We start from the raw sequence: 13,721 nt of genomic DNA on the forward strand, positions 1-13,721 counted from the left end.
ACAACATAGCCACCCCTCTCGTGCAGGGGCAAACATTGGCGGATAAAGGGAAATTAGTGGAGCGTAGAGTAAATGCTCGCCCCACCGCCAGAGTAAGAACTGAAGATGTGGGCAAATGCGGCATGGCATTTATCTTCGTATATCGTCTCGTCGTATACTTCTGGAAGGCCACGGTCCAGTTCGATCTCAATGGCCTGTCTCACAGCGCCCCTGGTGGCTGCTTTCTCTCTCCAGTCCAGAACCAGCTTTTCAGCCTTAAGCTTCTCCAGCAGGCTCTTACAGACCTTCTTGACCTGTTCTCGTTGTTTGTCGGTCAATGCGGGTTCTGGTTGCGTCAGAATGTCAAAGACAGCCAATTCCTCTTCGGTCAGGCCTTCACGCATGGCGCGTTGGTCTTCTTCATTGGTTGACGCAGCAAGGTCAAGCAACTGGTCGAAAAGCTCGTCAATGTTGGCACTGCCGGAGTTGTATCTTGCAATCAGTTTCTCGAACTTTTCGAGGAAGTCGGCGCGTGACGGATTAAGCTTTGCCATCTGGACCAGCTTCTCGTTCAGCAACGCCTTCAGCTTTTCAGCCTCGGTCCGTTTCCGACCCTTGGCGAACTTTTCCTTGAGCTTCTCGAAGTCGATCTTGCCCAGGTCGTAAAGTTTTTCATCAGGCGTTTCGTGGATAAGGTAAGGCATTGGTGCGACAGAGCGGTCGAGCAAGTCTTCAACCTGGTCCATGACTGCCGAGATGTCGATAGGAGGGGCTTTTTTCTTGATCTTGATTGCTAACACCGAGATCAAAACTGCGTCGGCTACAACTTCATTGGCGATTTTATCAGGAAGAATGGCCCGGTACACGCGTGAGACAGAGGACGCCATGCTAAGGAACGTTCGTTTCTCGTCGTCGTTTTTGATTAGCTTCTCAAGTGCATCATCAACGAGGGCAATTTTTTCGAAACCCTTTGCCTCTTTGATCTTGGTGGGGTCAATTTCCCTTTCGACCATATAGCCTATCGCTGGTGCGATCAGCTTCTTGAGGTGTTCGACAAGTTCACTCTTGTCTTTGATCGGCTGTTCGCCACCGCTTCCGGCCTCTCCTCCATAGATCGACAAGGCTTCCTGAAGCTTCCTGAAGACGCCCACATAGTCGACAATCAAGCCCGCTTCTTTGCCTGGATACTTGCGGTTTGCCCTGGCAATTGTTTGCATCAGGGTATGGTTCTTCATCGGCTTGTCGAGATAGATGGTAGAACAAGACGGGACATCAAACCCGGTAATCCACATCGCACAGACAAACACAAGGCGCAGCGGATTGGCAGCGTCTTTGAATTCCTCGTCAATATCGCCTTCGACCATCCGTCTGCGGTGAGGCAGAATGTCCAGACCCTTGGCTTCCATCTCGGCGATTTCATTCTGCCCCTGGGAAACAACCACCGCCATGTCCGTTTCTTCCATGCGTTCAATGGTCGCCTGCATGGCTTCGCGTTCTTCCTCGGGGACTGTGGGGAGCTTGGCTTTTAAACGCGTCAGGTGGTCTTTCCAGTGGGCCTGAACCTTGTCATACATCTTGATGGCAGTTGCCTTGTCGATGCAGACCATCATCGCTTTGCCCTGATACCCTCGACCGGTGAAATGCTGCACAAGGTCCTCAGCAATCGCTTCCAGGCGTTCGTCGCGGGTAATCAGATGATATTCCTTGGCGAAAACCTGCTGAACCTTGCGTTCCTGGTCGCTATCCAGCTCGGCATCTTCAAGGATTTTCTGAAGGTCGTCTGACAGGGTCTCGTTGGTGAGCTGAAGTTCGGGAATACGGTTTTCATAATACAGAGGCACCGTTGCCCCATCAGCAATCGACTGACCAAAGTCATAGACCGAGATGTAGTCACCAAATACCTCTTTGGTCTTCTCTTCGCCCGCAATCAACGGGGTACCTGTAAAGCCAAGGAATGCCGCATTCGGCAGTGCAGAGCGCATGTTTAGCGCCAGCGTGTCATATTGTGAGCGGTGGGCCTCGTCCGTGATGACGATGATGTCTTGGCGGTCTGACAGCTTCGGGTAAACCTCACCCTGTGCCGTGCCGAACTTGTGGATGAGCGTGAAGACATAGCGGTGGTCTTCGGTCAGCAATTGCCTCAGATGGAGGCGACTGGTCGCATGGGCTTCTGCCTCGGTGACCGCACCGGTGGCCGCAAAGGTCTTATATATCTGGCTATCCAGTTCGTCTCGGTCAGTAACGATCAGGAAGGTCCAGTTGCCGGGAACGGTGCGCAAAATCTTTTGGGTGAAGAACACCATTGAAAGCGACTTGCCCGACCCTTGGGTGTGCCAGAAAACCCCAAGCCGACCGGCTTCATCAGCAGGACGTTTGCTGACTTTCTCCAGCTCCTTGATGGCTTTGTTGACACCAAGATACTGATGGTTCTTCCCAACCTTCTTGATCAAGCCACCCTTGGCTTCCTCAAACACCGTGAAGTTTTCAACGATGTCGAGCAGACGTTCAGGCGTTGCCGTCCCTCTGATCATTGTATCAAGGGAAACCACACCGGTTTCACCTTCGTCGTTTATGCGCTTCCACTCAAAGAAATGCTCCCAGGCGGCAGAAGTGCTTCCCATCACGCTTTTGGAGCCGTTGGAGAGCATCAGGAAACCATTGTAGGTGAACAACTGGGGAATGGCGTTGCGGTAGTCTGTGAGGTTGCCGTCGAAGGCCGCTTTCAGCGTGTTGTGGCTGGCTTTCAGCTCAATGAACAACAACGGAATGCCATTCACAAAGCCGACCAAGTCACAGCGACGATTATATAGATCACCACGCACCCAGAATTGAGACGCCAGGAAGAAGTCGTTATTCTCTGGGGTGTTCCAGTCGACCACACGGACAAGCTCGCTGGTCGGTCGTCCGTGTTCATCTTGAACCTCGACCCGAACACCATGCTTCAGCAGTCCATAGACTTCCTGATTGGCGTTCACCGCAATCATGGTCGAACGATCACGGGTTAGCGTTTCGATTGCCTGGTCAAATGCATCGTTGCCGAGCTGCGGATTTAACCGAACCAGTGCCGAGCGAAGGCGGGCAACTAGCACCACTTCATGATCGTTCTTTCTGCCCTCGCTGGACGCACCATTCGCCCACTCACCATAAAGGTTTGCAATCTCCCAGCCCAATGCCTCGAACAGGCGCAGAGCATCTTGTTCAAGCGCGTCTTCAGAGTATTCGTAGGCGGGAGACAGTGGGGTCATATCACTTTGGCTCCGCTTTCAGGTTTGAAAGGTGCTTTCGTAGCTCAGGGTCAATCGTGAGTTCGGCTTGGGGTAGTTTTAGAGATACCCCCTCGACAGTTACTGTCTTTCTAAGCGGCAGGACGATACGTGGGGTGCTATCTCTGGTCATTCGTAATTCATACAGCGGACGCCATTTCGAGGGTGGTTCGGAAATAGGACGCCAGACCAGCAGGAAATCATTACGATGCTCAATAAAGGCGGTTTCAATCTTTCGGTCTTTGTCTTTCTCATGCGAATAGAGTAGGCGCTCAATTGTTTGATTGCCTATTTCAACGCGCCCCCAGTTTTTTAAAGAACGCCGAACGATTTGTTGTCCTCTAGAAATCATGCCACGGCGTTCTCCAAGCTGTTTTCACCCTCCCTCACAGTAATCTCACCAGAGATCAGTTTGGGTAGCAGAAGGTCACGTTGGGCGCGGAGGTTTTCACTCTTGCGACGCAGTTTTCTGACCAAATCATAAAGGGGCTTGCAATGAAGTGTGAACTTCTCAAGCAACTCATCTGATGGCTTCAAGAAAGGCAAAGCATAAGCTTGATTTCGGTTCAAACCAGGTACAGCAGCATCATTGTTCAAGAAATTCTGTGTCTGCAAATTGAAGAAAACATACTCGAGTGGGAGTTCTGTTTTTACATAGTAAACTGTGTCAATTGGAAAGAAAGATTGTTCTGTCCAGTGAACACTGCCGACGTTCCCTTTTCGACCCAAGATAATGCCCGGCCCCTCGACGAGATAGTTCTTGTGCGTGCCCACAATTCCGCTTGAGCCAAAAACAGGATATGGACCTTCTTCTCTGTCAGCAGCTTTTAGTGCTTTCCCGTAAGCAAGTTCAATGAAGTCCTGAAGACGATTATATTTCCACCCCTCCGGCACCCTTCCATCTTCGGTTTCGATGAACGTCGCGTCCTCATGCCCAGGGAAGCGGAAATGCACGAACCATTCCTCGTAGAGCCGCCGAGCCATTTCTTCCAGAATTGCAATGCGTCGCGTGTTGTTCTCGATCAGGTCGTCATAGGCGGACAGGATGGAGGCGATGCGGCGTTGGGTTTGAAGGTTTGGCAATGGAGGTACAACAAGACCTCGTATGTCTGCCATATTTAAATGGGGTACGGTTGCTCCGACGGAAACGCCTTGGAACTGCCCTTGGACATATTCGCCAAGCATGAAATAGCATAGAAACTCTGGGTAAACTTTTTTGGGGTCAGGTCGCACTAAAACGGTTCTTTGTCCTAGGCAAACCTGTTGTCCAGCCCTGATTATCGCAACGTTTCCTACAGGAGCTTCACGAGCAATTATAAGGTCGTCGGTTCGAGGGACTGCTCTGCGCGTCCATCTATCATAAGTGTTCTGGTCTACCCGGTTTGCACCTTCAAGTATCAGCCGCCCTCTTCCCACGTTTGGGGTGCGAATTGAAGGAAAACCCTGTGGGCTTTTGGGCGCGGTTTTGTGTTCACAATCCACGATCAGTTCGCAAAGGTCGTTCAAGACTGTCACGAATTTGCCTCCAACACAGAGGCCACATTCAGGGCAATCTGGTCTTCCAGTTCCCGCGCTTCGGAATTGAGGACTTCCAGTTCCTCGTTAAGTTCTTCCAACCGTTCGGTGAAGTCCACGTCCTCTGCATGTATCACCGCAGACCCAACATAGCGGCCAGGGTTGAGGGACCAGCCTTGGGCTTCGATCTCCGCCCGCGTTGCAACTTTGCACAGACCAGGGACGTCCAAATAACCGTCACCAAGTCCCTTGTCGGTCAAAAGGCTTGCGCTGCCTTGCTCCTGCTCGACGGGTTCACCCCGGTACAGGCGCACAATATTTGCCAAGAACTCGATCTGCTGCGGCGTGAAGTCACGATGGGCGCGGTCGATTTGGTTGAAGATATGCCGTGCATCAACAAAAAGGACCTTGTCTTCATTTTCCTGACCGATCTTGCCCTTGTCGAAGAACCAAAGGGTGCAGGGCAGAGTGACGGTGTAAAAGAAGTTCGGACCAACCGAGACGATCACATCCACCGCGCCGCTTTCGATCAGCTTTTGACGGATGGTTTGTTCCGAACCTCGGGCGTCACCAGCGGAGTTTGCCATAACAAAGCCAGCTCGTCCGGTTTCGTTCAAGGCGTTATAGAAAAGCTGTATCCACAGATAGTTGGCGTTATCTGTCTTCGGTAGACCGAGTGAAAAGCGAACGTCACCTTCGAGCCGTTCCTTGTCGACACCCGATACATTGAATGGTGGGTTTGCCATGATGAAGTCGAAGCGGCCACCAAGCTTGTCCACCGAGTTGTGGGGGTCTTCATAGAAGGTGTTGGCCACACGGACATCACCTGACAACCCGTGGACGGCAAGGTTCATCTTGTTAAGGTTGACTGTGGTCTGGTCTTTCTCCGTCCCGAAGATCGAGATTTCATCCATCGCCGACTTGTGGTGGCGTTCAACGAAGTCAGCCGAATGCACGAACATACCGCCCGACCCACATGCTGGGTCATAGATACGGCCATGATAAGGTTCGATGATTTCGACAATCAGCTTCACGATGGCTTCAGGGGTATAGAAAACACCGCCCTTCTGGCCTTCCTTCATCGCGAAGTTGCCGAGGAAGTATTCGTAGACTTTACCGAACGCGTCACCGGAAAGGTCAATCGGTGCCAACAGACGCAGAAGCTCGATCAGCACCTTATTGTCGATGCGGGTATAGTTGCGCGGAAGAGCGCCTCTGAGATCAGGGTTTTCCTCCTCAATCGCCTTCATCGCCTCGTTGATTGACTTGCCGATATTGTCACCCTCGGTCAGGGCCTGGAGATACGAGAAGCGGGCTTCAGGCGGCAGGAAGATGACGTGTTCGGCTTCGTAATCTGCCTTGCTGATCTTACGGCGACCACCTGTGCCAATGGGACCGAGCTTGGCTTCGGCTTCAGCATATTTCTTCTCAGCATAGCGCAGGAAAATCAGCCCTAGGACTGGTGTTGAAAACTCTGCTGGCTTCAGGTCAGAGTTTGCCCAAAGCTGGTCCGCTGCCGCCCAAAGGCGCTTTTCGATTTCCCCGTTAACCACGTAATACCCTTTTGGTCTTCTGATGTTTTGCAAAGATTACCCGGAATGGGTGTAAGACGCCACTGCTTGATTAATCAGAGCGCGAGTTGATCAAGGCGGGACAATAGATTTTTCACCGACGACTTGTGCCACTGCCCACCGCGAGGCGTCAACATGCCGCGCTTGTTGAGGATGCTTGCGATTCCGCCGAGGCTTTCAACGCCTTCTGATCGAATGCTTTCAATCACTGGTGCAAGGTCCTTGGCGTGATCATCAGCGGCTTGCTTGATAGCCTTTACGCCCGCCATATTTCCCTTTCCAGCACGTCTCAGGGCGGCTGCACCGTTTGGATTGCCAAGTTTGGTTCCTCTTGCCTTGGCCGCTGCTAGGGCCTCTGTAGTGCGCTTCGAGATGGCTTCACGTTCCTGCTGGGCGACCAAGGCCATGATGCCCACGGTCAGCTCGTTTGCATCTGGCATGTCTGCGGCAATGAATTTCACCCCACTGTCTCGAAGGGTCAGCAGGAAGGCAGCGTTGCGTGAAAGTCGATCAAGCTTGGCGATGACCAGGGTTGCACCAGTGACCTTGGCAAGGTGAAGGGCCTTTTGCAGTTCAGGCCTATCGTTGTTCTTCCCGCTCTCAACCTCGGTAAAGGTTCCGGTAATGGTTGCGTTCCTTGCGGTGGAGAAGTCATTGATGGCCTTCGTCTGAGCTTCCAACCCCAGGCCGCTGCTGCCTTGACGGGCGGTGGAGACGCGATGATAGGCAACGATTTTCATGTTGTTTACCTTGCAGTACAAAATCACGTAATGGACGTTAGGTAATTTTGTACGCATTGTCTAGTTACGTAATCTCGACTTGACCAAACTAGAAGGTGCTGATTCAAATGTGTTTTTCGTCAATTTAGCCTACGAGTGACACATGAATTTGAGCGACGGATTTTTGTATCTGGCTAAACAAGCCCAAGAGCGAGCAGATATTCCTGGACAGTTTCCGACGATTATGGCCGCTGCTGAAGCCGGTTACGGCATCAACAAGGCAAACTACGAAGAGTTCCTGTCTGAGCGAAATCGTGTGCCAGGAATAGTGCCGAAGATTATCTTGTATGCGAATTGTAACCAGCTAGGGAATCTTACGGTCACTTGGCGGAGTGCTGTTGAGAGCGTCTACAGAACAACGATGACCAACGAAGAGATTGCGCAACAGACGGGCTTTGTTGCGGAGTATTTGGGATATTGCCAAAACGTAGGCGCTTATGCTGGGCGTCGACCCGCAAATGAACTGATGTGGTTCAAGGGCTTTGGGACTTTAACTGCTCTCAGTCACTTTCCCACAGATAGTCCTCTCGTTCCTTTGGCGTTTGGGGTGCAGGCAGCTTACGAAAGCTTCTGCTGTGAGCTCAGCAAGTCATGCGAGATCGTCAGTGCGCCAAGGCTTGAAGTGGAATTTAAAAATGACCGCCCGGATGCACTAACAATTCATCACGAATGATGGGATATGGGGGGGAATTGCACGATAACTTAATATCAATTCCCCTCTCACATTTTTTCGGAAAAATCATTCCGGGTTATCGTCACGTCCAATTGATGATTTAATTGTGCGAACAAAATCTCGGTTCAACGCCAAATGCTCTGCGGCTTTGCGCAAGTTCACATATGTGCCTTTTGAATAAGTACCGATTGTAAGGTCGGTTCGCTTGTGCCCTACGAGCAATTTGATGGTTCCAAGCGGGACTTCCTCGCCTTCCAAAAGTTCAATGTATGTTCGACGCGTTGAATGGATGCCTTGGCGGCGCGTGTTCGGAAGGTTCAAAAGGCGACGCTTTCTATTGATTTCTTTGTTGATATACCGTGCTCGGTCCCGCTCATTGGACCATTCTTTATCCTCATACAAGGGGATGAGATAGCCATCGGTCGTTTCGTTGATAAGGCTCTCGATAAACTGGTCGAACGCTCTTGGTATCGGAACTCTGCGGTGGGCGCTTTTTGTCTTGGTCCCGTGAATGTCGAGCCAGTACCCATCCTCACGCAAAGATAAGTGGTCACGCTTAGCATTTGCGATCTCAGAACTCCGGGCACCGGTAATCAGTGCAAGTGCGATCAACTGCTTGAAACCGACTGGCTTAAGTTCTCTCAGTAAAGTCCGAATGTCATCAAAGGAAAATGGCAGTTCCGACTGGTCATCGGTCTTAATCTCGCCGGTGCCGATTTTCATTCGGTCGTTATAATTGTGGTTGCTCCAGATAGTCGATTTGTCTTCAGTCCAGCCCACTGTGAATGCGTGGTCCCAAACACCGCGAAGACCACCAAGGGCGAGCTTTACGGTTTTACCGCTGCGACCATGGTAACTTTCACTGACAAACTCGCGCACAGTCTTTCGGTCGAACTCGTGAATGAACCGAATGTCTCGGGATTTGCTCCAAGTCAGAAGGCGTTTGATCGCTCGTTCATATTCTTCCTGAGTACTCTTAGATAGCTGAGGCTTGAGGTCATTCCGCCATGCTTCAATGACATTCTTTATCAGGACTGCTTTTGTTGTCGCCTGAGGTGCTGGGTTGGCAGCTTTCTGGAGTTCCTGCTGTGCTTCTTGCTTTGGTTCTACCGCAAAGGGCGACTGCGTGAGCCGTTGTTTGAGTTTGGTGACTTCAAGGATGACCTCAACGACTCGTGCAGGGTAGCGACTCGCTGCTTCTTGGCGATCACCTGTTGCGAGCGTTCGATACAATGCAGGGGTCTTTAGGGCGACCCGAAGATCAGCGGGGAGCGGATAGAAGATTTCCCAGTTGTTCCGGCCTTTTCGCTTTACCATACGTACCATTCTGCGTTCCCTTTCGGATAAACGCAGGGTCGGTCATCGGTTTCCCTTGAATGTACTACAAGCTTGTACTACAAGCGGCCCCGTTCCGGCGGACACCGCCCGAACAAACCAGATGCCCCTATGCCCAGGTGGCGGAATTGGTAGACGCGCTGGCTTCAGGTGCCAGTGGCCATTAGGTCGTGGAAGTTCGAGTCTTCTCCTGGGCACCATTCTCCCGCGTATCCTAGAGATACCGGGAACCTCCCGAAAACAAACGGTTATTCCTCACCAAACTGGTACACAATGGTGGGGAACAATGCTTTTCCGGTTGGTCCGTCCGATGCGGCGTAAAGATTCAAGCATCCTGTACTTTGTTCAGCGTATCCCGGCTGACATACGTCCGAAGATTTCTGGTACAAAACTTTCGATTCCTGTGGGTGACAAAATCGTCTCTCGTACGGTTAGTGCATCTGCATCGGTCGTCAAGGTGTCGCTTGGCACTCGTGATCCCCATGAAGCCAAAATAAGACAGGCACAGATTGCTGCTTATCTCGAAGGGGTTTGGCAGTCGGTTCGGAACGGGCCTGTAAAGCTGACGATGAAACAGGCCGTTGCACTTGCCGGTGAAATATACAAGGTTTTGGTAGGCGTACTTGAAGACGATCCGGGTTCCCCATCGTTATGGGAGAGGGTAAGGGCTGATAACAAAGCTGCCCAGCGTGGTGAGTTTGGCGTGGCCCAGCTGATGATCTCTAGTCCCTCTAAGACCAGAAAAAGCCTAGAAGATCGTTTTGGTGCATTTGCGGACGTTGCGTTATCCAAGCGTGGGCTTATTGTCGATGATGATAGCCGGTTAAAGCTGCTAGAGCAGGTTGCTGTTGCGATGGACCTTGCAGCAGAAAAACTGCAACGTCACAGCTTTGGTGATTACACACCTGACAGTTACGAATCTCGTTTTCCAGACTGGGAAGACCTTACGGCTCCTGAGACAAAGGCCGCGCCCCAAGTTACCATCACCCAGCTTTTGGAGGGCTGGTGGAAAGAGGCTGGCCGAGATGGTGGTCGCTCCGTAAGTACATACGAGAGTTATAGCAAAGCCGTTCGATACTTTATCGACTACCTTGGACATGATGACGCAACCAAGGTAACGCCTCGTGATGTTGTCGGTTACAAGGACAAACGACTTTCAGATGTAAACCCCCGAACTGGAAAGCCGATCTCAGCACGGACAATCAAGGATTCTGAGTTGGCAGGTTTGAAGTCCGTCTTTAACTGGGGTGTAAGTCAGCACCTGATCGCAGATAACCCTGCCAAGGGGGTGACTGTTGCTCTGCCGAAGGTCAAACGTAGTAGGCCCAAAGGCTTTACCGAAGCTGAGGCCGTGGCTTTGTTGCGTCATTCCCTGAACTATTCTCGGACACAGCCAAATGAGACGCAAAGGCTTCTCAATGCAAAGCGGTGGGTGCCTTGGGTCTGCGCTTATACAGGGGCACGGGTTGGTGAGATTGTTCAGTTACGCAAGTCTGATCTGATCGACCATGGAAAACATTTCGCGATCCTCATAACGCCTGATGGGACAGTAACTGTGAAGGATGGCGAATACAGAGAGGTCCCACTACACCCCCACCTTGTCGAGACCGGTTTCATTGATTTTGTGCGGTCTCAGGACGACGGCTATTTGTTTCTTAAGCCAAATGCCAAAGGTGAGATCAGAGGGTCGTGGAACTCTGCAAAGAACAGGTTACGGGAATTTGCACGGCAGGTCATTACAGACCCGAATGTGAAGCCTAATCACGGGTGGCGGCATCGTTTTGTTACGATGGCGCGTGAATACGGTATGTCTCAGGAACTGCGTCGTATGATCACAGGTCATACAGGTGCTGGGGTCGATGAGCGGGAGTATGGTGATCCCGCCGGGCTTTACCGGGAAATCTGCAAGATACCCCATTATCAGGTCTGAATACCCGGAGCCCAACCAAGAGATTCTTGGGGCTCTGGGGTAGCTGCATGGATGGATTCAAATATCAGCTCGGCCCCTGTCGTATAGTAATGTTGAGAGGTATCATTGTTGCCTTTCTGTATTTACGGTCTCGGGCAACTATCACCATTTTGGTTACAGTCGAGAGCAGCACTTATCAGGAAACCAAAAAACAACATAAATGTGGATTTTGTCGCCACTGGTGGCCGGTAACCTTTTTCTTGCTACGTAACGGTATCAAAATCTAAACCCTCTGTACGGTCAAATTATAGGCCTCTACGGTCATGTTGATTGGGTACCTCCATAGATAGATAGCCCAATCACACTTTGCTTGACTATGGAGGTTTATGATGACCCGAGGTACCAACACCGCAGTTGCAATCGCGCCACTATCCCTCAGCGCCCAAACAATCAACACCCACCACAAGAACATCCTTGAGCATGGCAAGGGGATGCTCCGTGAGGCGAAAGCTGCTGGTGAGGAACTGCTCCGTGTGAAGAAGACTTTGAAGCACGGGGAGTTCAAGCCGTGGATCGAGGAGAACCGCCGTTTCTCCTACACACAGGCCAAGCGTTACATGCAAGTCGCCAAAAGGACCGTAGACGAGCCTTTTGATCCAGATGCCACGATTGACAGTGTTCTGGATACCAACGCTCACAAGCGGAAATCCAAAGCCCACCTTCAGTTCTTCTCACAGACAGACGCTGAGTATGCACAGAAGCTACATGCAATGGCTGTGCGTGGCACTGAGCATGAGCGTGAGGTTGCCAAGGGAAAACTCGAAGCCTTCGCGCTGCCGAATAGTCGGCCTGTATCGGCTGGATGAATAACAAATCAAAAATGACGACGATGATAACTAACAACCAGATTACGATTTACACCGATGGTTCATGTACCGGGAATCCGGGTCCGGGAGGGTACGCTGCTATTATCTGCGAGGGTGATCGTGAGCGTATCATTACCGGGAGCGAGACCGAGACAACGAACAATCGAATGGAGTTAAGTGCGGCTATTGCTGCGCTCAAAGCACTCGACCGAAGTCGGTCAACCGTTCGGGTAGTGACTGACAGCCAATATCTGAGCAAGGGCATGACTACTTGGATAAGTGACTGGAAAACCAAGGGGTGGCGTGGATCAAACGGAAAGGCTGTTAAGAATACAGACCTCTGGCGTGAACTGGATGAACTCAGTTCCCTACACGATATAACGTGGGAATGGGTTAGGGGGCATTCGGGCGATGAACTAAATGAACGAGTTGATGCACTTGCGTCGAGAGCAATTGGAATAGGCATCAATCCTTGATGTCTGAAAGTTCCGGGTTGGGAGAGAAGGGTTTCATCTTCGATTTTCTGACCCGGAACGATGAAACTGAAACCCCAGTGTTTCTGCGGGTTTCATATTTGGTTCCACCATAGAAGGAAGAGGCACATGCTATATGGCTGTGGTTTTACTTCCTGTGATGACATGCAAGATTACCTGGGTCTTACTTAAAGACGACTCTAGGACACTCTGAATACTGGTTCTTCTTTCCTTCCTTGTTTGAGGGTCTCAGAAACCATAAACAGCCAAAGCAGACTTAGGATGACTAAAGGAATTCTTTAGGAGTACCTATGGGGGGAAGGGGGGCTTTTTGATTATATTAATTATATTTAATATAAAATTGTTGTCCCATTGTGTCGGTCGGATGCGGATGTTTTGGGGTCACAAATCTGATCAGGCATTCATATACGAGCTAACGCAAACTTCCCCCCATAGGGTGGTCCCGGTTATTACCTGAGCCTTGTCAGTCTTCACGGTCCCTAACCAACGGCTACCCCTTTTTGTTACAAACACAACGAACGTTGACATTTGTAACAAACCGATTTAACTGGCAATTACAAACCAGTTAGCAAGGGCAAGCTTATGGAACGTTACGTCATCTACAAGCGGGTAAGTACAGCAGACCAAGGGCGCAGTGGATTGGGTCTTGAGGCTCAGGCGAGGGACTTGGCCCTGTATCTTGAGACATACAGCCCTGAACCGTTCGAGGTCATTGCAGAATACGTTGATGTGCAATCCGGCAAGGATGATGACCGTCCAGAACTGACCAAAGCAATTGACCATGCCAAACGAGATAAAGCTGTTCTTCTGGTTGCAAAGCTCGACCGCCTGAGCCGTAAGGTCTCCTTTATATCGCAGCTCATGGAAGACAAGAGGCTTGATTTCCGGGTGGCATCAATGCCTTCGGCTGACAAGTTCCAGCTTCATATCTATGCAGCATTGGCGGAGCAAGAACGTGACTTTATATCGCAAAGGACAAAGGCGGCTTTGAAGCAAGCCAAGCTGCGTGGTCAAAAGCTAGGTGGAATCAGAGACAAGACCATGAAACGCAATGAGGCTCTCAAGGCACAAGCAGATATTAGGGCACACAAGCTAGAAGGCATTGTGAAGCCGCTCAGGGAACAAGGGGCAACCCTTCGTGACATTGCCGCGTCTTTGAATGCAGCAGGAATTAGCACACCGCGCGGTGGTGATTGGCAGGCTGTGCAGGTCAAGCGTTTGTTGGAACGTCTTCAAAAGAAATAAGAAATGGGCATAGTCCGACCCTCATAGCCTACGGATTCTATGCTTATCTGTTTGCATCCATCTCAATACGAGAGTCGTGCCCATCAGAATCT

The 13,721-nt window shown here is 51.0% G+C and carries 11 protein-coding genes and 1 tRNA gene; 6 read left to right on the top strand and 6 right to left on the bottom strand.

Annotation, left to right across the window (positions count from 1 at the left end):
* Nucleotides 1-53: 53 nt before the first annotated feature.
* The 5 genes from SIB88_RS02160 to SIB88_RS02180 form a co-directional block, all read right to left on the bottom strand.
* The gene (locus SIB88_RS02160) at nucleotides 54-3,224 is read right to left on the bottom strand and encodes a type I restriction endonuclease subunit R (RefSeq protein ID WP_412559210.1); all 3,171 of its coding nucleotides are present in this window, start codon (nucleotides 3,222-3,224) and stop codon (nucleotides 54-56) included.
* 1 nt (nucleotide 3,225) lies between these two features.
* Complete coding sequence (locus tag SIB88_RS02165; RefSeq protein WP_412559211.1) at nucleotides 3,226-3,594, bottom strand: hypothetical protein; 369 nt, start codon at nucleotides 3,592-3,594, stop codon at nucleotides 3,226-3,228.
* On the bottom strand, nucleotides 3,591-4,757 hold the full coding sequence (locus SIB88_RS02170; RefSeq protein WP_412559212.1) for a restriction endonuclease subunit S: 1,167 nt from the start codon (nucleotides 4,755-4,757) through the stop codon (nucleotides 3,591-3,593). Before SIB88_RS02170 ends, SIB88_RS02165 begins: the two co-directional genes overlap by 4 nt.
* Nucleotides 4,754-6,310, bottom strand: coding sequence for a type I restriction-modification system subunit M (locus SIB88_RS02175; protein WP_412559213.1), 1,557 nt, complete (start codon nucleotides 6,308-6,310; stop codon nucleotides 4,754-4,756). The genes SIB88_RS02170 and SIB88_RS02175 overlap by 4 nt, the downstream gene beginning before the upstream one ends.
* A 74-nt stretch (nucleotides 6,311-6,384) precedes the next feature.
* The gene (locus SIB88_RS02180) at nucleotides 6,385-7,068 is read right to left on the bottom strand and encodes a recombinase family protein (RefSeq protein ID WP_412559214.1); all 684 of its coding nucleotides are present in this window, start codon (nucleotides 7,066-7,068) and stop codon (nucleotides 6,385-6,387) included.
* A 142-nt stretch (nucleotides 7,069-7,210) separates the two neighbouring features.
* Between SIB88_RS02180 and SIB88_RS02185 the strand changes: the two genes are divergently transcribed.
* Nucleotides 7,211-7,780: a hypothetical protein gene (locus tag SIB88_RS02185; RefSeq protein ID WP_412559215.1), complete on the top strand. Its 570-nt coding sequence runs from the start codon at nucleotides 7,211-7,213 to the stop codon at nucleotides 7,778-7,780.
* A 66-nt stretch (nucleotides 7,781-7,846) separates the two neighbouring features.
* Here SIB88_RS02185 and SIB88_RS02190 read toward each other — a convergent pair whose 3' ends face one another.
* Nucleotides 7,847-9,106: a tyrosine-type recombinase/integrase gene (locus SIB88_RS02190; protein WP_412559216.1), complete on the bottom strand. Its 1,260-nt coding sequence runs from the start codon at nucleotides 9,104-9,106 to the stop codon at nucleotides 7,847-7,849.
* 122 nt (nucleotides 9,107-9,228) lie between these two features.
* Between SIB88_RS02190 and SIB88_RS02195 the strand changes: the two genes are divergently transcribed.
* The 5 genes from SIB88_RS02195 to SIB88_RS02215 all read left to right on the top strand — a co-directional run bounded on the left by SIB88_RS02195 (nucleotide 9,229) and on the right by SIB88_RS02215 (nucleotide 13,629).
* Nucleotides 9,229-9,315 (top strand) — tRNA-Leu (locus SIB88_RS02195).
* 110 nt (nucleotides 9,316-9,425) lie between these two features.
* Nucleotides 9,426-11,045, top strand: a complete 1,620-nt coding sequence (locus SIB88_RS02200; protein ID WP_412559217.1) for a DUF6538 domain-containing protein — start codon at nucleotides 9,426-9,428, stop codon at nucleotides 11,043-11,045.
* A 368-nt stretch (nucleotides 11,046-11,413) separates the two neighbouring features.
* Nucleotides 11,414-11,890: a DUF3102 domain-containing protein gene (locus SIB88_RS02205; protein ID WP_412565925.1), complete on the top strand. Its 477-nt coding sequence runs from the start codon at nucleotides 11,414-11,416 to the stop codon at nucleotides 11,888-11,890.
* A 14-nt stretch (nucleotides 11,891-11,904) separates the two neighbouring features.
* Nucleotides 11,905-12,366 (top strand): ribonuclease HI, encoded by a 462-nt coding sequence (rnhA, locus tag SIB88_RS02210; RefSeq protein ID WP_412559219.1) that lies wholly within the window; start codon nucleotides 11,905-11,907, stop codon nucleotides 12,364-12,366.
* Nucleotides 12,367-12,966: 600 nt separating this feature from the next.
* Nucleotides 12,967-13,629, top strand: coding sequence for a recombinase family protein (locus SIB88_RS02215; protein ID WP_412559220.1), 663 nt, complete (start codon nucleotides 12,967-12,969; stop codon nucleotides 13,627-13,629).
* The last annotated feature ends 92 nt before the right edge of the window (nucleotides 13,630-13,721 follow it).

The sequence above is a fragment of the Thalassospira sp. MIT121401 genome (assembly GCF_047125595.1).
GTDB classification, from domain to species: domain Bacteria; phylum Pseudomonadota; class Alphaproteobacteria; order Rhodospirillales; family Thalassospiraceae; genus Thalassospira; species Thalassospira povalilytica.